The 20,016-nt window shown below is 61.3% G+C and carries 20 protein-coding genes and 1 pseudogene; 1 reads left to right on the top strand and 20 read right to left on the bottom strand.

Going from position 1 to position 20,016, the window contains the following annotated elements; translation table 11 throughout:
* Positions 1-44: 44 nt before the first annotated feature.
* The 13 genes from rpsQ to adhE form a co-directional block, all read right to left on the bottom strand.
* The gene (gene rpsQ / locus DDF78_RS03050) at positions 45-311 is read right to left on the bottom strand and encodes a 30S ribosomal protein S17 (RefSeq protein ID WP_152580328.1); all 267 of its coding nucleotides are present in this window, start codon (positions 309-311) and stop codon (positions 45-47) included.
* Between the two features lie 2 nt (positions 312-313).
* The gene (gene rpmC, locus DDF78_RS03055) at positions 314-571 is read right to left on the bottom strand and encodes a 50S ribosomal protein L29 (RefSeq protein WP_152580329.1); all 258 of its coding nucleotides are present in this window, start codon (positions 569-571) and stop codon (positions 314-316) included.
* On the bottom strand, positions 571-990 hold the full coding sequence (rplP, locus tag DDF78_RS03060) for a 50S ribosomal protein L16 (RefSeq protein ID WP_152580330.1): 420 nt from the start codon (positions 988-990) through the stop codon (positions 571-573). Before rplP ends, rpmC begins: the two co-directional genes overlap by 1 nt.
* Positions 991-995: 5 nt before the next feature.
* On the bottom strand, positions 996-1,820 hold the full coding sequence (gene rpsC, locus DDF78_RS03065) for a 30S ribosomal protein S3 (protein ID WP_152580331.1): 825 nt from the start codon (positions 1,818-1,820) through the stop codon (positions 996-998).
* Between the two features lie 2 nt (positions 1,821-1,822).
* Positions 1,823-2,182 carry a 50S ribosomal protein L22 gene (rplV, locus tag DDF78_RS03070; RefSeq protein WP_152580332.1) on the bottom strand — a complete coding sequence of 120 codons (360 nt, stop codon included), beginning with the start codon at positions 2,180-2,182 and terminating at the stop codon, positions 1,823-1,825.
* 16 nt (positions 2,183-2,198) lie between these two features.
* Complete coding sequence (gene rpsS, locus DDF78_RS03075; RefSeq protein ID WP_024464333.1) at positions 2,199-2,477, bottom strand: 30S ribosomal protein S19; 279 nt, start codon at positions 2,475-2,477, stop codon at positions 2,199-2,201.
* Positions 2,478-2,492: 15 nt separating this feature from the next.
* Positions 2,493-3,323 (bottom strand): 50S ribosomal protein L2, encoded by an 831-nt coding sequence (gene rplB / locus DDF78_RS03080; protein WP_152580333.1) that lies wholly within the window; start codon positions 3,321-3,323, stop codon positions 2,493-2,495.
* Positions 3,324-3,358: 35 nt separating this feature from the next.
* On the bottom strand, positions 3,359-3,655 hold the full coding sequence (gene rplW / locus DDF78_RS03085; RefSeq protein WP_152580334.1) for a 50S ribosomal protein L23: 297 nt from the start codon (positions 3,653-3,655) through the stop codon (positions 3,359-3,361).
* A 5-nt stretch (positions 3,656-3,660) separates the two neighbouring features.
* Complete coding sequence (gene rplD / locus DDF78_RS03090; protein ID WP_152580335.1) at positions 3,661-4,326, bottom strand: 50S ribosomal protein L4; 666 nt, start codon at positions 4,324-4,326, stop codon at positions 3,661-3,663.
* A gap of 4 nt (positions 4,327-4,330) precedes the next feature.
* The gene (gene rplC / locus DDF78_RS03095; protein WP_152580336.1) at positions 4,331-4,981 is read right to left on the bottom strand and encodes a 50S ribosomal protein L3; all 651 of its coding nucleotides are present in this window, start codon (positions 4,979-4,981) and stop codon (positions 4,331-4,333) included.
* A 17-nt stretch (positions 4,982-4,998) separates the two neighbouring features.
* Positions 4,999-5,307, bottom strand: a complete 309-nt coding sequence (rpsJ, locus tag DDF78_RS03100) for a 30S ribosomal protein S10 (protein ID WP_003827292.1) — start codon at positions 5,305-5,307, stop codon at positions 4,999-5,001.
* Positions 5,308-5,672: 365 nt separating this feature from the next.
* A complete protein-coding gene (locus DDF78_RS03105; protein WP_152580337.1) occupies positions 5,673-6,419 on the bottom strand; it encodes a hypothetical protein in 747 nt (248 codons plus the stop codon).
* A gap of 410 nt (positions 6,420-6,829) precedes the next feature.
* Positions 6,830-9,568 carry a bifunctional acetaldehyde-CoA/alcohol dehydrogenase gene (gene adhE, locus DDF78_RS03110; RefSeq protein ID WP_152580338.1) on the bottom strand — a complete coding sequence of 913 codons (2,739 nt, stop codon included), beginning with the start codon at positions 9,566-9,568 and terminating at the stop codon, positions 6,830-6,832.
* A gap of 438 nt (positions 9,569-10,006) precedes the next feature.
* Here adhE and glgX point away from each other — a divergent pair.
* A pseudogene (gene glgX, locus DDF78_RS03115) lies at positions 10,007-12,226 on the top strand (glycogen debranching protein GlgX); the annotation flags it as partial.
* Positions 12,227-12,444: 218 nt separating this feature from the next.
* Here the strand turns inward: glgX and rpsI are convergent.
* From rpsI to DDF78_RS03150, 7 genes are all read right to left on the bottom strand, one after another.
* A complete protein-coding gene (gene rpsI, locus DDF78_RS03120) occupies positions 12,445-12,942 on the bottom strand; it encodes a 30S ribosomal protein S9 (protein WP_152580340.1) in 498 nt (165 codons plus the stop codon).
* A gap of 23 nt (positions 12,943-12,965) precedes the next feature.
* Positions 12,966-13,418, bottom strand: a complete 453-nt coding sequence (gene rplM / locus DDF78_RS03125) for a 50S ribosomal protein L13 (protein WP_152580341.1) — start codon at positions 13,416-13,418, stop codon at positions 12,966-12,968.
* A gap of 322 nt (positions 13,419-13,740) precedes the next feature.
* Positions 13,741-15,756: a TcaA 3rd/4th domain-containing protein gene (locus tag DDF78_RS03130; RefSeq protein WP_152580342.1), complete on the bottom strand. Its 2,016-nt coding sequence runs from the start codon at positions 15,754-15,756 to the stop codon at positions 13,741-13,743.
* 33 nt (positions 15,757-15,789) lie between these two features.
* Complete coding sequence (locus DDF78_RS03135; RefSeq protein ID WP_152580343.1) at positions 15,790-17,157, bottom strand: DUF6574 domain-containing protein; 1,368 nt, start codon at positions 17,155-17,157, stop codon at positions 15,790-15,792.
* Between the two features lie 174 nt (positions 17,158-17,331).
* Complete coding sequence (locus DDF78_RS03140; protein WP_152580344.1) at positions 17,332-18,336, bottom strand: nucleotidyl transferase AbiEii/AbiGii toxin family protein; 1,005 nt, start codon at positions 18,334-18,336, stop codon at positions 17,332-17,334.
* The gene (locus DDF78_RS03145) at positions 18,326-18,895 is read right to left on the bottom strand and encodes a type IV toxin-antitoxin system AbiEi family antitoxin domain-containing protein (protein WP_152580345.1); all 570 of its coding nucleotides are present in this window, start codon (positions 18,893-18,895) and stop codon (positions 18,326-18,328) included. Before DDF78_RS03145 ends, DDF78_RS03140 begins: the two co-directional genes overlap by 11 nt.
* 98 nt (positions 18,896-18,993) lie before the next feature.
* Positions 18,994-20,007 carry a DUF6574 domain-containing protein gene (locus DDF78_RS03150; RefSeq protein ID WP_152580346.1) on the bottom strand — a complete coding sequence of 338 codons (1,014 nt, stop codon included), beginning with the start codon at positions 20,005-20,007 and terminating at the stop codon, positions 18,994-18,996.
* Positions 20,008-20,016: the final 9 nt, after the last annotated feature.

The following is a 20,016-nucleotide window of genomic DNA, read 5'->3' on the forward strand; positions in this document are numbered from 1 at the left end:
CCCGAGCACCCTTGCAGGTGTCTCGCGGAGCCTTGCCGAACTTGTTACTTGGCGCGCTCGACGATTGATTCGACGCGCCAACGCTTGGTCTTGCTCAGAGGCCGAGTTTCCATGATACTCACGAGGTCGCCAACGTGGGCGTCGTTGTGTTCGTCATGGGCTTTGACCGTACGGGTAGTACGCACGACCTTGCCGTACAGGGGGTGGGTCGAACGCTGCTCGAGCTCGACGGTGACCGTCTTGTCCATAGCGTCGGACACGACATAGCCGCTACGAGTCTTGCGGAAGTTGCGCTCTTGCTTTTCAGCCATGCTTACTTCTCCTCGGTCTTGGTTTCGCTTGCCTCAGGAGCCTGGCTGATGCCCAGCTCGCGTTCGCGCAGGACGGTGTACATCCTGGCGACATCGCGCTTGACGGCCTTGAGACGAGCGGAGTTGTCGAGCTGGCCCGTGGCGTTCTGGAAGCGCAGGTTGAACAGCTCTTCCTTGGACTTCTTGAGGAAGCCCTCGATCTCGTCATTGGTCTTCTCGTTGAGATTCTTGATGGTGTAGTCTGCAGTTCCGACTGACATCAGATGTCACCGCCTTCGCGAGCAATAATACGGCACTTCATCGGGAGCTTGTCGATCGCGCGGCGCAGGGCCTCGTGAGCGATGTCCTCGGTAACGCCGCCGATCTCGAACATGACGCGCCCGGGGCGCACGTTGGCGACCCAGAACTCCGGCACGCCCTTACCTGAACCCATTCGCGAGCCAAGCGCGTGCTTGGTGAGCGGACGATCAGGGAAGATCGTGATCCACACACGACCGCCACGCTTGATGTAGCGGGTCATGGCGATACGAGCGGCCTCGATCTGGCGGTTGGTCACGTATGCGGGAGCAAGCGCCTGAATGCCGTAATCGCCGAAGGCGATCTCGTTGCCGCCCTTGGACATGCCACGGCGGGTCGGACGCTGCTGTTTACGATACTTGGTCCTCTTTGGGATAAGCATTTAGCTCACTCCTTCACTTCTGTAGCAGGAGCAGCCGCAGCGGCAGGAGCTGCAGCCGGGGCTTCGGTCGCTGGCGCGGCGTCGGTCCTGTGCTGCGAGGCGGGGCGCTGTCCACGGCGCGGGCGGCGATCGCCACCACGGCGGCCGGGGCGGCTCGCACCCTGCTGGGCCTGCTGCTCTTCGAACTCGTGCTCGGTCATGTCGCCCTTGTAGATCCACACCTTCACGCCGATGCGGCCGTAGGTGGTCTTGGCTTCGAAGAAGCCGTAATCAATCAGGGCGCGCAGGGTCTGCAGCGGAACGCGACCCTCGCGGTAGAACTCGGAACGGCTCATTTCCGCGCCGCCGAGACGGCCGGAGAGCTTGATACGGATGCCCTTGGCGCCAGCATGCATAGCATCCTGCTGGGCCTTGCGCATCGCGCGGCGGAAGGTGACGCGGTTGGTCAGCTGCTCGGCAATGCCCTGAGCGACCAGCTGCGCATCGAGCGCGGCGTTCTTCACTTCGAAGATGTTGAGCTGGACCTGCTTGCCCGTGAGCTTCTCGAGCTTGGCGCGAACGCGCTCGGCTTCAGCTCCGCGGCGGCCGATCACAATGCCCGGACGCGCGGTGTGGATGTCCACACGCACACGGTCGCGAGTGCGCTCGATAATGATGCGGGAGACTCCCGCACGCTCGAGGTCCTTGCTCATGACCTTGCGGATCTCATCGTCTTCGAGGACGAAATCACGGTAGCGTTCGCCGGCCTTGTTGGAATCTGAGAACCACTTGGAACGGTGGTCTTCGGTGATGCCCAGGCGGTATCCGAAGGGATTGATCTTCTGACCCATCTTTAGCGGGCTCCTTCCTTGTTGGCGACAACGACCGTGATATGGCTGGTGCGCTTGTTGATACGAGCGGCCCGGCCCTGTGCACGAGCGCGGAAACGCTTGAGCGTCACGCCTTCGTCCACATACGTCTCCGTGATATACAAATCGTTCTCATGGAACGCCTCGCCGGCCTTGTCGGCCTTGACGCGAGCGTTCGCGATAGCGCTCTCCAGAACCTTGCGCACCGGAGTGGCAGCGTCCTGAGGGGCGAACTTGAGGGTGGTGATGGCCTGTGTCGCCTGCTTGCCTCGGATGAGGTCGACCATGCGGCGAGCCTTGCGCGGCGTCACGCGTACGTGACGAGCGATTGCTTTAGCTTCCATAAGTCTCTGCTCTCCTTTAGCGGCGTGCCTTTTTGTCGTCCTTCACATGGCCTCGGAAGGTCTTGGTCGGGGCGAATTCACCGAGCTTGTGGCCGACCATGGCCTCGGTGACGAACACCGGGACATGCTTGCGGCCGTCATGAACGGCGAAGGTGTGCCCGATGAAATCAGGCGTGATCATCGAACGGCGCGACCACGTCTTGATGACGTTGTGCGTGCCCTTCTCATTCTGAACGTCGACTTTCTTCTGTAGGTGGGCGTCGACGAAGGGGCCCTTCTTGATGCTTCGAGTCATCTGCTCGACACTCCCTTACTTGCGGTTCTTACCATTCGGACGACGACGAACGATCATCTTGTTCGAAGCCTTCTTCGGATGACGCGTGCGGACTTCACCCTTGCCCCATGGCGACACGGGCGGACGACCGCCGCGTGTGGTGCCACCGTGCGGATGGTCGACGGCGTTCATGGACTCGCCACGGACGATTGGGCGCTTGCCCTTCCAGCGGGCGCGACCGGCCTTGCCGAGCTCCACGTTGGCGTGATCGGCATTGCCGACCTCACCGACGGTGGCGCGGCAGCGGGCGTCGACGTTGCGGATTTCGCCGGACGGCATGCGCAGCTGAGCGTAGGCTCCATCCTTGGCGACCAGCTGGACGCCGGCGCCTGCGGAACGCGCGATCTTCGCGCCGCCCAAGGGGCGCAGCTCGATGGCGTGCACGATGGTACCGGTCGGGATATTGCGCAGCGGCAGGTTGTTGCCCGGCTTGATATCGGCCTGGGCGCCCGTCTCGATCGCGTCGCCCTGGCTGATGCCTTCGGGCGCGATGATGTAGCGCTTCTCGCCGTCGGCATAGTGCAGCAGTGCGATGCGGGCGGAGCGGTTGGGGTCATACTCGATGTGAGCGACCTTGGCCGGCACGCCGTCCTTGTTCCAGCGCCTGAAGTCGATGAGACGATACTGGCGCTTGTGACCGCCGCCGCGATGGCGGGAGGTCATACGGCCGTAAGAATTGCGTCCGCCGGTTTTGGACAGCTTGCGAACGAGCGACTTCTCAGGCGTGGAGCGCGTGATCTCGGAGAAATCCGAAACCGAAGCGTTGCGACGGCCCGCAGAGGTCGGCTTATATGTACGGATAGCCATAATGTAGTTCTTCCTTTGACTTTCTCGGCTAACCTTCAGTTACCGAAGATGTCGATCGTCTGGCCCTCGGCCACGGACACGATGGCGCGCTTCTGGCTCACACGCTGGCCAAAGCCCGAGCGGGTGCGCTGGCGCTTGCCGGAGCGGTTGAGGGTGTTGACGTTCGTCACCTTGACCTTGAAGATCTCCTCGATGGCCTGCTTGATCTGCACCTTGTTCGCGGTGGGCGCCACCACGAAGGTGTACTGCCCGCGATCGGATGCCGCATAGCTCTTCTCGGAGACGACAGGCTTGAGGATGATGTCATGTGCTGGCTTGTGAATAGCGACCATGGTGATCAGACCTCCTTGACGGTCGGCTCGGTCTTCGCGGCGACGAAGGCATCGAAGCCTTCCTTCGTGAAGACGATGTATTGAGCGGTGACCACATCGTACGTGTTGAGCTGATCGGCGAAGATCACATGCACGGTGGGGATGTTGCGCACGGAGAGCCACTCGTTCACGCTGTCGCGCGAAAGCACGACCGTGGTGAACTTGTTCTCGGTCACAGGGGTGAGTGCGGCGATCGCGGTCTTGGTGGACGGGGTATCGGTGATGCCCAGATCCACGATGGCGATGCGATCGTTGTTGGCCCGATTGGACAGGACGTAGCGCAGGGCGCTGGCCTTCATCTTCTTCGGGGTGCGCTGCTCGTAGCTGCGCGGAACCGGACCGTGGGCGATGCCGCCGTGAGCCCATTGCGGCGCACGGATCGAACCCTGACGAGCACGACCGGTGCCCTTCTGCTTCCATGGCTTCTTGCCGCCGCCGGAGACCGCACCGCGATTCTTGGTGGCGTGCGTGCCTTGGCGGGCCGCCGCGAGCTGCGCGATGACCACCTGGTGAATCAGCGGGACATGCGCCTGCACGTCTTCGTCGGAGATGCCGAAGATATCGGCAGGAGCTTCGACGGATCCGGCGGACTTGCCCTTGGCGTCAGTGACGTTCAAAGTAACGTTAGCCATTGTCTCAGGCTCCCTTCACTGCGGAACGGACAAGCACGATAGCGCCCTTGGGGCCGGGAACGGCGCCCTTGATCGCGATGATGCCATTCTCCACATCCGTGGAAACCACGGTGAGGTTCTGCACGGTGGAGGTGACGTGGCCCATGCGGCCAGCCATGCGCTTGCCCTTGAGGATGCGGCTCGGCGTGGCGCACGCGCCGACGGAACCGGGGCGACGTTCGTTCTTGTGCGAGCCGTGGGTACGACGATAGGACTTGAAGCCCCAGCGCTTGATGGTGCCTGCGAAGCCCTTGCCCTTGGTGGTGCCAGTGACATCCACCACAGCGCCTTCGCCGAAGAGTTCGGCGCTCAGCTCCTGGCCGGCCTCGAACTCGGCGGCGTTCTCGGTGCGCACCTCGGCGAGGTGACGGCGCGGGGTCACGCCGGCCTTGGCGAAGTGGCCCGCGAGGGGCTTGGTCACCTTGGTCGGGTCGATTTGGCCGTAGCCGAGCTGCACGGCGTTGTAGCCGTCGCTTTCCTCGGTCTTGACGGTCGTGACCACGTTGGTGGAGACGTCGACGAGCGTGACGGGAACGAAGAAGCCGTTCTCATCCCAGACCTGCGACATGCCAAGCTTCTTGCCCAGCAGCGCGGTGCGATTAGTCTTTTGCGACATTGCGGTTTCCTCCTCCCCTACAGCTTGATCTCGATATTGACATCTGCAGGCAGATCGATGTGCATCAGGGAGTCCACAGCCTTGGGCGTGGGGTCCACGATGTCGATGAGGCGCTTATGCGTGCGCATCTCGAAATGCTCGCGAGAATCCTTGTACTTATGAGGAGAGCGGATCACGCAGAACACGTTCTTCTCGGTCGGCAGAGGAACCGGGCCCACCACAGTGGCGCCCGCGTTCGTAACCGTCTCGACGATTTTCTTCGCCGATTGGTCGATGACCTCATGGTCATAGGACTTAAGCCTGATGCGGATTTTCTGTCCCGCCATTGCCGTCCGCCCTTTCTAGCGATTCGTTTACTGTTTACCAGCCTGCTCTTCAAGGACACCGGCGCACGGGACCCCCGGGTACGACCCCGCGGTCCAACGCATCAGTGTGCAGCACGCGACGTTCACCATATGCATCCACACGATGAACCCGCCGCCGCACTCGCTTTTTTGATTCCAATATGCGAGCCCAAAACAGGCAACTTCTCTATTAAAGCATTGAGGGGGTATATGAGGAATTTGCGCGTGTCGCGCAAATCGTCTTTCTTACTTCGTCCCCTTAGCGGGGCCTCAGCGTTACCTACGGGCAGTCCACTGGACTGCCCGCTTAACGGTGTCGCATTTATCGCCGTTTTTCGTGGCATACCTTATATCGCATGGAGGAGGACCGATAGGGCGTGGGCGCGATGGCGGCCGGGCAGGGTGTCGAAATCGTTGGCGAGGTCAGCTTGCGCCACGAAGCCGCCGTGCAGCGCGGATTTGATGACAGGGAGCGCGTCATTGAGCTCGTGGTGCCGCGCGCAGTCGAATAGCGTCTGCCGCAGGCCGGTTACCTTGACCCCGTCGACGGTTTCGTAGCGGAGCGCGCATGCGTAATGGTACTTGATCGACTCGCAGTCCCTGGCCCGACCGTTTCTCGTCGTGGTGACATGCAGCTGATTCATGTGCTGCGGCAGTGCAGCTGGCGACTCTGCACTACACCGTGACTCTGCACGACGCCGTGACCCTGCACCATGCCATGACTCTGCACGCAGCTTCGCATGGCTCGGCGCTGTGCTATCAGGGCCATCAGGCGATGCCGTATTTTCGGCCAGTGCCATAGTATCCGCTGGCCCGACAGCAAGGCCATGCATCGCCGCGGCGGTCATATCGCAGAAAACCCAATTCGGTTGGAGCACTGCGTGCGATCGGATGACGTGGCGGTATTGCTCGCCCATGCCTAGCGTCTCCCAATACACTGCCCGCGCATAGTAGTGTCCATGCAGCTGCACCAGCTCGCCGCAGTCGGCTCTTCGCCGCAGCATCCGGCGCTGGGCATCGTTCTCGGCCCATAGGCAGCGGCGGCTCGCCTCGGCCCCAGCGAATATGGCTTCAAGTTTCGTATTTCGTCTCATACTGCGACGCTATCGGAGCCGAGCCTGCCCTGCATAGCGCAACCGGCCAATGTGGTCGAAGGCTGGCCAATTCGACACGCCGGGGCCCGGCATCCAGCGCGATTACGATGCCCCCCCAACGCCGCGGGTGCTCATGTGCGCCACGCAGCGCGTGTCAGCGTACGTTTTCTGGCACGCTCACGCAGTCTGTATTGGAAAACGTACGCTCACCCGCACTCAGTGTACGTTTTCCAATACAGACTGCGTGAGCGTGCCAGAAAACGTACGCTGACCGGCCGAGCCCGACGCCTAGTACGGGCAGAACGGGCAGAACATGCAAGAGTCCCGTTGGTGTTGCCGGCACAGCGATGACACTGTGCCGGCAACACCAACGGGACTCAGAGACTCAGCGAACCCTGACTCAGCTCGACTCAGCCCTTGGCTACTTGCGAAGCCTCGACCGTGGCGGATGCGCCTTGGCGCTCGGCGCGCAGCCGGTGGCCTTCGGCCTGGGGCACGCCGTAGTAGGCGGCGATGGCGATGTCCTTCATGTCCTCGATCATCGGGACGCGCGGGTTCGCGGGCGTGCACTGGTCTTCGTAGGCGCGCATGCCTATCTGGTCGAGGATGCTCCAGAAGTAGTCCTCGTCCACGCCGCACGCCTGGAAGCTCTTGTCCATATCGAGCTTGTTGCTGCGGTAGTCCTCGACCGCACGGGCGAGATTCTCCACACCCTCGGCGTCCGTGGCGCCCGGGTCCACGCCGAGCACCTTCGCGAACTCGCGGTAACGCGCCGGAGCGACGTACTTGTTGTACTTCGGCCAGCTCGTGGCCTCCTGCGGAATGCTGCCGTTGTAGCGAATCACATAGGGCAGGAGCACGCCGTTGGTGTGCCCGTGGGCGACGCCGCACAGGGCGCCGATCGTGTGCGCCATGCCGTGGCACATGCCTAGGAACGCGGACCCGAAGGCCATGCCGGCCATCGTAGCCGCATTGTGCATCTTCTCCTGGGCCTCGGTCCTGCGCAGGCCGGGAGCCGCATTGACCGAATCGGCGAGATTGTCCCAGATCAGCTTCGCGGCGTGCAGCGCCATCGCGTCGGTGAAATCGTTCGCGTACACGGACACGAAGGATTCCATCGCGTGCGTGAGCGCATCGAAGCCGGAGTCCTGCGCCAGCGTATGCGGCTGGGTGCGGGCCAACACGGGATCGACGATGGCGACGGTCGGCGTCAGCGCGTAATCGGTGATTGCGTACTTGTAGCCGGTCTTGTGATCGGAGATCACCGCGAACGGCGTCACTTCCGAACCGGTGCCGGAGGAGGTCGGCACGCACACGAGCCGCGCCTTCTTGCCTAGCGGCGGAATCCTGAACGCACGCTTGCGGATATCGAAGAACTTCTCACGCACATCGTCGAAGGAGATCTCCGGGTGCTCGTAGAGCAGCCACATGATCTTCGCGGCGTCCATCGGCGAGCCGCCGCCCACGGCGATGATCGTGTCGGGCTCGAACTCGTCGCGCATCATGGCGGCGCCGCGCTCCACGGTCTCCACCGATGGCTCGGGCTCGACGTAGTCGATGATGCGGAAGGTGACGAGCTCAGGACGTGCGCGCAGCTGGTCGATGATCTTGTCGACGACGCCCAGCTGCTCCATCACCTTGTCGCAGATGATGACGGCCCTGCGGATGTTGTACATATCGCGCAGGTAGCGGATGGCGTTGGGCTCGAAATATGTTTTGGCCGGAACCTTGAACCATTGCATGTTGTTGTTCCTTCGTGCGATGCGCTTGACGTTGATGAGGTTGACGGCCTGGACGTTGCCCGCCACGGAGTTGCCGCCGTAGGAGCCGCAGCCCAGGGTGAGCGAAGGCGCGATCGAATTGTAGATGTCGCCGATGCCGCCCAGCGACGAGGGCTGGTTCCAGATGATGCGGCAGGCGTGCATACGCAGGCCGTATTCGCGCACGAGTTCCTGGTTGTTCGTGTGGATAGCCGCGCTGTGCCCCGCGCCGTGCACCAGCATCTGCTCGCACATCTCGAAGGCCTGCTCCTTGTCCTTCGCCTTGAGCAGTGCGTGGACCGGGCAGAGCTTCTCCATCGTCAGCGGCTCCATCTCACCGACCTCGCGGCATTCGGCGACCAGAATCGTCACGTCGTCAGGTATTTCGAACCCGGCCTCGTGGGCAATGAACTGGGGCGACTTGCCCGGAACGATCGAATTGAGCTTCGGCGTGCCGCCGGAGTAGGAGGTGCAGCCGAACATGTACTGCTCGAGCTTGGCCTTCTCCTCCTCGTTGACGAAGTAGGACTTGCGGCGCTTGAGCTCAGCGACCAGCTGATCGTAGATGTCGGCATGTGCGATGATGGCCTGCTCCGTGGCGCAGATCATGCCATAGTCGAAGTGCTTGGACAGCACCAGATCGTTGGCTGCGCGCACCACGTCAACATCGTTGTCCACATAGGCCGGAGCGTTGCCCGGTCCCACGCCGAGGGCCGGCTTGCCGGAGGTGTATGCGGCCTTGACCATGCCCGGGCCACCGGTGGCCAGAATGGTGGCGATGCCGGGATGCTGCATCAGCGCGCCGGTCGCGGCGATCGAAGGATGCTCGATCCACTGGATGCAGTCCTTCGGAGCGCCGGCTGCGACCGCCGCGTCACGCACGATGCGTGCGGCCTCGACCGAGGACTTCTGAGCGAAGGGGTGGAAGCCGAACACAATCGGACAGCGGGTCTTCAAGGCAAGCAGCGACTTGAAGATCGCGGTCGATGTCGGGTTCGTCACCGGGGTGACGCCGGCTACCACGCCGACCGGCTCGGCGACCTCGTCGATGCCCAGCACGTCGTCCTCGCTGATGATGCCCACCGTCTTCTGACCCGCCATATAGTGGGTCACATGCTCGCAGGCGAAGATGTTCTTGGTCGCCTTGTCTTCCACCAGGCCTCGCCCGGTCTCATCGACGGCCATCTTCGCGAGCACGAGATGGTTCTTGAGCGCGGCGACCGAGGCTTTGCCCACGATCCTATCCACCTGCTCCTGGTCCAGCTCCTCGAATTCCTCGAGCGCCTTCAGGCCTCGTTTCACCAAGGCATCGACCTCGGACTGAGCCGCAGCTTGCTTGTCCTCGGCGCTGGGTTTGGCTGCGGTGTTGTTCTTCTTCGCGTCGGTCACTTGTGTCCTCCTTTGGATATGGTCATACGACCATTCGCACGCAGTTTGAGAGTCCAGCCGCAGAGCATGCGTCTGTGACTTGCATCACAAATTAGCGAATCTTCTGCACGTTGTCGAGGCTGCCATTTTTTGAGCGTGTCATGAGTGAAGCCGAGTGACATTTGTTCGTTGCTGTATATCTTTTGTTATAAAAAATGTTCATTTACTATCAACTATGAGCGGTTTCGTTTCATTTGGCATACGGTCTGTTGGAATAGCACCAATGTTCACGCTAACAGTTCACATAATCGCAACGGTTTCGCTCACGCCGTTGCCTCGCTGTTTCCTCGCCGCTGTCGCACCGCGCCGAAACGTGACAATTGCGCGCCAAAAACGCCGCCAACACCGCAGCCGCGCCTTGCTGCGGCAAGGTACAGTTCCGCAATCTACAATGGGTGCATGCTCAATCCACCACTTCACCGCTACGCGACACGACCAGGACTGTACTTCACCGAGGACGGCGGCGCCGATGCCATCGTCCGCTCGGAAACCTCCGATCAGGTATGGCTGTGCGTCTACGAGCCGGTCACCCGGCCTTCCGCGTTCTACTCCGACTCCATCCAGGTACTTGACGGCGATGCCGCCGCCATACTCAAACACATCCGCGCCCACGATATCAGCACGCGCATCGTGCGCTCGCTCGGCGTGCGCGAGACGCTGTTTCGCATGAGCGGCCCCAACTACGGCCTGTGGTACGTCCACTTGCCGAAAGCCTGGGACGGCATGCGCTACGGCTACCGCGTGGACGGGGCCTGGGACCCGAAGCACGGCGTGCGCTTCAACCCGTACAAGCTGCTGCTCGACCCATACGCCAAAGGCATCGACGGGCAGATGGACCTCACTCCGGCGGCGTTCTCCTACGCCTGCGACGTTGTCGACAATGTAGTCAAAGGCTCCGCATTCGACGGGATGAGCACCATCGACTCACTGGGCTCGGTGCCGATGTCCGTCGCCATCGACGACCGCGACACCTCCAAGCATGTAGGCGACCCCACGCATCCGCATGTGCCGTGGAGCAAGACGGTAATCTACGAGCTGCATGTCAAGGGCTTCACCGCGAACGCGCCGTGGCTGCCCAAGGAACTGCGCGGAACCTACGCCGGGCTGGCGCACCCGCAGACGCTGTCGTACCTGCAGCGGCTGGGCGTCACCTCGATCGAGCTGCTGCCCATTCAAGCCAAGCAGGACGAGCTGCACGTGCGCGAGAACGGGCTGACCAACTACTGGGGCTACTCCACACTGGGCTACTTCTCGCCCGAGCCCTCCTACGCGACCGAGGCCGCGCGCAGCAAGGGCGCCAAAGCCGTGCGCCAGGAAGTCATCGACATGGTGCACGCCCTGCACGAAGCCGGGCTGGAAGTCATCATGGATGTGGTCTACAACCACACCTGCGAAGGCGGTCCGGAAGGCCCCACCGTGTGCTGGCGCGGCTTGGACGAGCTCTCGTACTACCGCCGCAGGAAGGACAATCCCGGCCTGCTTGAGGACACCACCGGCTGCGGCAACACGCTGGACTTCACGAACACGCATATCATCACCTATGCGATCGACTCGCTGCGCTACTGGGCCAAGCGCATCGGCATCGATGGCTTCCGCTTCGACCTGGCGGCCTCGCTGGCGCGGCTCGACGGCGAATTCACCCACCACCACCCCTTCCTGTACGCGCTGCGCAGCGATCTGCTGCTCGGCAACCTCAAGCTCATCATGGAGCCATGGGACCTGGGCAACGCCGGGTGGCAGACCGGGCAGTTCGGCTCGCCCTTCGCCGAATGGAACGACCGATTCAGAGACGCCACGCGCAAGTTCTGGCTTTCCGACGCCGAAAAAGCCGCCACAGCCGGCACCGTGGGCATGCAGGATATGGCCACCAGGCTGTGCGGCTCAGCCGATCTGTTCGCCACCGAGCCAGGGCGCGGCGCCACTTCCTCGATCAACTACGTCGTAAGCCATGACGGCTTCACGCTGAGCGATCTGACCATGTACTCGCGCAAGCACAACCAGGCCAACCGCGAGAACAACACCGACGGGTCGGATATCAACAATTCCGCCAATTTCGGCGTGGAAGGCCCCAGCGATGACACAGCGATATGCGCGAGCCGCGAACGCGCTGCGTTGAATATGCTCGGCACGCTGCTGCTCTCGCTCGGCACGCCGATGCTGGAGGCGGGCGACGAATTCGGCAACACGCAGCAAGGCAACAACAATCCGTACTGCCAGGACAACGACATCTCGTGGCTGCAATGGGACTGGCTCGCGCAGGGCGAATCCGGCGCGCAGACCCGACGCATGCAATCGGTTGCGCAGCTCATCTCGATTCGCAAATCCCTTGACCTCTACCACCACGAGGACTTCTTCACGAGGCTCACTCAGCTGGGCCTGTTCAAGCAGTCCAGCCGCGTGCAATGGTTCCTGCCCGACGGCACCACGCCGATGGAACGCGACTGGTTCGACAGCGAGATACGCGCCTTCACCATGCGCCTGACCGCGAATGACGAGGTGAACGTCCTCATCGTCATCAACGGCGATGCGGATACGCAGCAGTTCCGCCTGCCCACGGACAGCGATTGGCGATGCCTGTGGACTTCGGCGGGCGACGATGCGGCTGCGGCATTCGCCGGGCACACGCAGGGGCACACGCAGAGCTGGGATATCCCCGGGCGTTGCATCAGCCTGATGCAGCAGATCTTGTAGGGGGGCGGCGTGGCGGCGTCGACGCTGCGGCACTACGATATGACGCCGCCACACTGACGTCGCCACAACATGTCTGGTATACGACATTGGCCCCCTGCGAGTGCATCGCAGGGGGCCAATGTCGTATTGCGTATAACGCGCGGAACTTAACGCTTCGAGAACTGCGGAGCGCGGCGTGCCTTGTGCAGACCGGCCTTCTTGCGCTCGACGGCGCGGGCGTCGCGAGTCAGAAATCCAGCCTTCTTCAGGGCCGCACGGTTCGCGTCGCGGTCGATGCCGTTGAGCGCACGAGCTACGCCCAGGCGGATTGCGCCGGCCTGACCGGTGGTGCCGCCGCCCTCGACGAGGACGATTGCGTCGAACTTGTTCTCGAGCTTGAGCAGCACGATCGGCGAGTTGACCTCACGCTGCTGCAGGCGAGAGGGGAAGTACTCCTCAAGCGTGTGCCCGTTGACGGTCCACTTGCCGGAACCCGGAATCAGTCGCACGCGGGCGACGGCTTCCTTGCGGCGGCCGGTGCCGTAGCCCGGTTCGATCGCCGAGGTGCCGGTGCCTGCGCCGGAGTTGGTCTCGGTGCTGTAGGAAGTGAGCTCCTGCTCCTCTTCGGTCTCGAGAACCGCGGAGTCGTTGGTGTTTTCAGCCATGTTTCTCTTGTCTCCTTTTCGGTTCACTTGGCCTGCTGCGAGATCTGGGAGATCTCGTAGTTCTGGGGCTTCTGGGGGGTGTGCGGATGCTCGGCGCCAGCGAAGACGTGGAGCCTATCCAGCTGCACCTTGGACAGACGGTTCTTGGGCAGCATGCCCTTGACCGCGGAGATGACGATGCGATCGGGGTTGCGCTGCAGCAGATCGGAGTAGCTGTCACGACGCAGGCCGCCGGGGCGTCCGGAGTGCGTGATGAGTTCCTTGCTGCCGAGCTTGTTGCCCGTCAGCGCGATCTTGGCCGCATTGATGATGATGACATGGTTGCCGGAATCGGCGTGAGGCGCGAAGGTTGGCTTGTTCTTGCCGCGCAGCAGCGTCGCCGCCTGGGTGGCAAGTCGGCCGAGCACCACGTCGGTTGCGTCGATGACGTACCAGTCGTGAGTCAGATCAGCTGGCTTCGGTGTGAAAGTTTTCACGAGTGTACCTTTTCTTAGGTTATTGTGTTCCGGGCTTCGAGAGCCGTGGTGAAAAGTCACGACAGTTTCAGCCTCATTATCCGTGGGCTCCCTGAAAGTCCTCGGTTGCGAGTGGGAAAGCGCTTTGAAGGACCCCTTAGGGAAACACAACAATCCTCAAGTATATCGCGGGTCTTGACTTCACGCAACACGCACAACACGCCCGGTATGCCATAGCATGCGCAACCGTGCGCTGCCGCAGTTGATCGGCAGCCGATCGGCACCGGTTAACGGCCAAACGACAGCTAACCGGCAACAAACCAGCAGCCAACCAGCGCTGCCGTCAGTCGCCAGAATCGCTCGAATCGACTGAATTGATAGTGACATTGTTGCTCTCATTGGCAACGGTAACCGAGGGGTCAAGCGATGTAATGAGGAAATTGGACGAATCGTCGCCCGCGCCGCCCGACGAGGTCGACTGGCTGCCATCATACGAGGAGGAGCCGGAGCCTGAATCGCTGCCGGTTTGCGTGGAGGCGCTGCCGGTCGGCACATACTTGACCTGCGCCAGATACTGGCAGGTCTGCAGATAGTCGCCATCGGCGGTCTGCGAATTATCGTCGTTCTTCACATCCGGGTAATAGAAGTCCCAGGTCATGGTCCATGAGACGTTATAAGTGTTCACGCCGGTCTGCTCGATGCTGTTGACGTTGACATTGCTGAAACTGATTGATTTCGGCATGAATCCGGGCAGCGGCGACTTGATGTTCGTCACGCTATCATCGCGGAAGTGGATGTACGCAGAATTGCCCGTTCCGCCTTCGAATACCGAGGAGACATTGTCCGCTGATTCGGCGTTGGACAGCTGGGAGAAGATGCTCTGCGCCTTGGAGAAGAGGTCGTTGGCAGCGCTGTTGCTCAGCTCCTGGCCCCAATTGAGGTAGAGTGACGACCCGTCGGCGATTGAGGAGACCAGTACTGACTTCGTTTTGACCACGCCATCGCGGAAGGTCCTCTGCACCTGAAGCTGCTGATCGGCAAGCACCGGAATCTGATTGAATTTGTAGTCGCCGCCGTCCAGCGTCCCGATTTTGGAGTCGCCGATGAACACATCGGCATTGAGCACATTGGAATACAGGTGGAAGGTGACGAACTGCAGATTGAAATCGGAATGCGTCCGCCCTTTCACGGCATCCACCGATTTCGCCAGATCGATTTTCACGTTGTTGACGGTGCCGCGCGCGCTGGCCTGATACTTGCCTGGGAACAGGCGCTTGACCGAGGCGGAATACGATGTCGAATCGGATGTGCCGACCACTCTGCCGTGCAACGCGAGGTCAAGCCCCGAGGTATCCGTCGAAACGGCAACCTCCTGCGGCGCTACGGCGATCTGGTACTTGGGGAATATCAAATACTGCGTGCCCGTTCGCTGCACCGACGTACCGGGCAGCAGGCCCTGATTCGGCGTGTATGGGCTGATGGAGAGCGAGGACGGCAGCGTGGGCTTATAGGCGATATCGGATGCCTGCAAAGCCTTGCCGGTATCCTGCCACACATACCAGCCGAGCGTGCTCTCGTCCAGCGGGGCGTGGGAATCGTAGTCGTCCGCATATCGCGTCAGCGTGCTTGACTGATGCGTCCAGTAGAAGCTGAAACCTGTCGGGGAAACGCCGAAATAGTTGAAGCAGAAGTACAAGGTGGAGGCGATGATCCACAGCAGCACCGCCGCTGCAATGGCAAGCCACATGATGAGCCGCGACCGCTTCGTGCGAGCAGCCGTAGCTCCGGCCGCTCCGGCCGCTCCGATCACACTTCCCAGCTGCAATGGCATCTGCGCCGCAGGCGGGTCGGGCAGCACATCGGATACCGCACGCAGATTGATCTGGTCGTCGCTGGGCACGGCTTCGATAATCGTCGTCGCAGCGGCATCGGCGGGAAAAACGGTGCTAGGCAGGGCATCTTGCGGCATGGCGACAGTGTTGTCCGTTGCGGCTGCTGACGGCATTTGCTCCGATGCGCTGCTCTGGGCAGCACTGTTTTGGGCTACATTGCCCTGGATTGCACTGTTTTGGGCCGCACTGCCGGCATTGGGTATTTCCGGCTGCGCGTGCGCCGCAACAGCGTCCAGCACTGTGAGGTCGAAACCTCCCTGCTTGGCAAACAGAAACTCCTGCGCGGTCGGCTTTCTGCCCTGCAGTGTCTCGAACGCCTGCGCCCAGACGCGAGGAAGTGCTTCCTGACTGATGTCCGTCAAGCTCGTTATCGGGAAGCCGGCCTCTTTCGCCGCGCTGAATTCCTCGATGGTCGGCTTGCGATCGAATGCCTGCGCGAATAACGATGCCCATTGCTGCGGATTCATGGTTTTCCTCACCTTATCGGGAATTACAGAAAATTACAGGGATGCAATCAGCGTGTGCAGCCCAAGCACAGACATGAGCAGCACCACAATGCACAGAATGATGGTGGTGGCAACGAAACCAAGGAGCTTGAGGTAGAAGTCGTTGCCTTTGCGATGATTCACCGACTGGAACACACCGAAATTCGCGATTGCCGCGACGATGACTATAGCTACAATCAGCGCGAGAGCAACCAGAACCGAAACACCGATGAGAGCGAAGAGCTCGGCTGCAAGCAGGGCGAGCGCGACAAGCACATACTGCCGCGCGACCAAATCGAGCGCCCGGTCGAAGCTGAATGCCTTGCCGAGCAGAAAGACGCTGCGCACCATCCATATGCACAGCACCAACGCCATATTGAAGACGAAGAGGCCAATCACCATGCCGAAGAAGGCGCTGGCGACCGCGCCGTTGGCTGTCGATGTCCCTTGGTCGACGGACCCGCCGAGTCCCATCATCGATTCGCCGAAAAGATTGGTGAGACTATCGCTGGCGTACGAGCTGACTGCGGAGACTGCGCGCCAAGCCAGCGTGGCCGGAACCAGTGCGCCGAGCAGCGAGGTCACGACGATGGAAATCCAGCAGAAGCCCCGCTGAACGGCATCGGGTGCATCGCGCCACGGAGCCTTGATGGAGCCGATGATCCACGCCCACAGACCGGTGAAAAATAGCCCTGCCGCGCTCGGAGGCTGGGCAGCGGCTGAAACTGATTGGGTTGGAATAGGTTGGATTGGCACAGTTTGCTGGATTGGCGCAGGCTGGACCGGCACAGATTGGATTGGGACGGATTGCTGGACTGGCACAGACTGTTGAATTGGCACAGGCTGGGCAGGGGCAGTCGGCATGACTTGGGTCGCTGGAACCGGCTGGACCGCAGCCACAGGCTGGCTGCCGGATTGCGCCACTGCGGATTGCTGCAGCACCTGCGCGCCGCATTTCTTGCAGAATCGCCCTCCCGGCACAATCTGCGCGCCGCAGCTGGTGCAGAACTTGGCAGTCTGTGCAAGTTGAACAGTCTGAGCGCTCTGGGCAGAGACAGAAACTGGCATCGCCACAGGCTGAGCCGATGGTATAGCCTGCGTTGGCAATGCATCCTGCCCATTATCCGCCAAGGAAGACGCCACGCTGGGAACGACGGCATCAGCGGAACCGGCGGAAACGGCAGCATCAGCAGAAACAGCGACATCGCTGGAAATGGCGGCATCAGCGGCATCACTAGGAGCAGCAGCATTGCTGGAATTCTCAGCGTCCTCCGGGTCGCTCAGCTCAAGCTCACCCTTCGCGATGCCCTCATCGATGTCATCCTGCGTAGGCTTTCGACCATTGACCGCCTCGAAATACTCTTCCCAACCGTGCTGATCCACAATTGACCCTTTCGCCCACCGCGTTACGAAGCGGCTTGAATTCCCTCATCGCTCTTTCTACGGCAGCGCAAGCCGCCTGTTTTGATAGTACCCCCATGGAAAAAACAGCTCTTCACATCGGCTGCGTGCCATACGTGCCGGGAATCTCAGCCCGTTGACGGGCCGGATGCATGTTCACTGTTGTGCTAGACGTCCGTGAGAAGTGGGCAGGGGCTGGGATGCTATGTTTCTGGCGGCGTCTATCCGTGTGACCCAGTCGTTCACTTCAGTCACTGCCTCGTCAAGGGATAAGGCGATGCCGCCTGATGCCGCGGCACGGGCATAGTCGCCTGCCCAATGATTGTAGGCAGTCAGGGTTGGTGGCCAATGGCGCGGAGTGCGCCCCAACTGCTCTGCTTCCGCCGCACGAGCGTCGAACACCGCCACGGCTGCCGACTTGATCTGAGGCAACGATGGGCTTCCAGTCTCCTGCACAAGGTCTCTGAGCAGCAGCAGGTCTACGACGTCGCGGGCGCGGTCATTGATCGACTCTGGTGGAGCGTGAGGATCGGTGACCGCGTGGAACTTCTGTGCGATCTGGAAGCGCATGGCAATTCCAACGAGCGCATCGGGGTCTGGTAGCCCAAAGCCACTGAGCGGCGGCGCCTCGATGGACTCGTCTTCGTTGCTGATACCTGCTTCATCGGGCGAGATCTCGAACTGGATGCGTCGCCAAGTCACGCCACGCAGCTCCAAGATGAGGTCGAATCGACGAGGTTGAAACACGCGAGTTGGCACGCGAATGATCTCGACATCGGTTCTGCGTACCGTCAGTGGCCCCCACGGTTCGTCGAGAGCGTCATCCAGTGCAGCAATGAATTCATCAAGGTCGCCTCTCACCAAGCCGTCAACATCCTTGGTGGCTCTGGCGGTCGAGTTGAGACGATACTGAAGCAACGTGCCGCCCTTGAGCAGGAACCGTTGGCGACCATCTGCATCGATAGCGCGCTGCACTGCGGCAATCGCCACCGAGGAAGCAATGAGCCAGCCAAGGCGACCTCCCTTGGCTTCATTGCCGAGGGCGCGTTCGGCCTGGGCGATCCAGCCGTTGAGAACCTTGGTCGAAACAGGCTGTTTGGTCTTGGGCTTCAGCATTCCCAGCAGCCCGGCCAGGCGCGATTCCATTCGTTTATTGCCCATGTCGAGTCTCCAATGCTGCGCTTAGTTCGTCGCGTTCCGTGGCCTTGAGGTACCCCTGTGCGTAGCCCTGCTCAATCGCCTGCCTCAGCAGATACGTTGGAGTGTCATATTCCATGCACTGCCCGATTGCGGTCTTCGCCGTCACGGTCGGGATCTCCTGCCACCACCCAACCTGCTTGGGGTCAAGGTCTTCATAGTGAACGGCATACTCGTCCCCGTCAGCGCGCCGTAGCCTGCGCTCACTGCCGACCGTGACATGGATGCGATTAGGGTTCACATCGCACAGGCCGTAAGCGTCAAGCGCGGTTTCATGGGACAGCGCGGCCTCGGGCGCCCGCGTCCACAGCACTGCAAGCATCTTCTGATCATGTTCGCCCACCGGATATTGAGGAAAACGATAGACCCCGAAAGCCGCCCGCTCCAAGGTTCCCCGGTGCACCATCATCTGAAGCGCGCCCTTGGTGACGCCTAGGCCTGCAGCCTGTTGAGCTGTCACGAAACCATGCTGCACGGCCGCAGTGTCCCATAGTTCGTCTCTCGCCAACAGCTTCTCAGTCATGGCAAAAGTATAACGCAACCGTGACAGTATTGCCAAGTAAGCTCTACCGAGAACTACATCAGGGTGCCGCTTCGAGTCTGAGTACTAGATATGCCGCCTCACAGCGAGGCGCTCAGGATATGCCATCCGAATACGACTATGAGCGCGAACACGGCAAGCAGCAGGATGTTGATGACGATGAAGCCGAAAACTTTGAGATAGTATCCGTCTGCCCTGCGGCGATTGCTCGCGTCGAAGACCCCGAAGCGAATAATCATCTGGGTGAGGATAATAGCGACGAGCAGCAGGATGACGACCGGAATCGGAAGGTCGAGCAGAGCGAACAGTTCGGCGGCAAGCAACACGAGCAGCACAAGCACATACTGCCGCGCGACCAGGTTGAGCGCCCGCCCGAGCGTGAACGCCGTATCGTGCAGGAGGGCGCGGCGCACCACCCACACGCACAGCACCAGCACGATATTGAAGATGAGGAAGCCGAGCGCCGCGACGATGAAGATGCTGGTGATATTGCTTCTGAGCGTTGACTCCCAGCGGTCCACGCGCCCGCCGAATGACGCCTGTACCCTGCCCAGCTTATTGGTGAGCATGGTAGTGATATACGAGGTGACGAAGTCGAACGGCATGGCGAGGGACCCACTGGGAAGCGCCTCTCTGGCCGAGGCTATCCCTTGATCCACATATCCGAGGACGAGCGCTTGCAGGCTGCCGGCCCTGTTGGTGGCATACGCGGCGAATGCGGAGATCGCGCGCCATGCCATCGTAGCTGGAATCAGCGCGCTGAATATCGAGGTCACGACTATGGCTAGCCAGCCGAAGATGCTCCGGTCACTCTCGCGCATATCGCGAGATGGCGCCTTGAGCGAGCTGGCGAGCCATGCCACTAGACCACGGGAGGCGGCATTGGCGGCGGCGTCAGCACTCGTAGCACTGGCATTCGTCGCAGGTGCACCCAACACAGGCGCACCCAGTGCAGATGTACCCAGTGCAGCCGTACCCAGTGCAGAATCGGCTGGCGCAATCCTCAGCTGCGTGCCTCCCGTGTCAGCATCGCTCTGACTGCGCCTGCTTCCCTCGGCCTCTTCGTGAGCATCTTCCTCAACCCGCTGATCCACGATCATCCC

The organism is Bifidobacterium tibiigranuli, assembly GCF_009371885.1.
Lineage (GTDB): Bacteria > Actinomycetota > Actinomycetes > Actinomycetales > Bifidobacteriaceae > Bifidobacterium > Bifidobacterium tibiigranuli.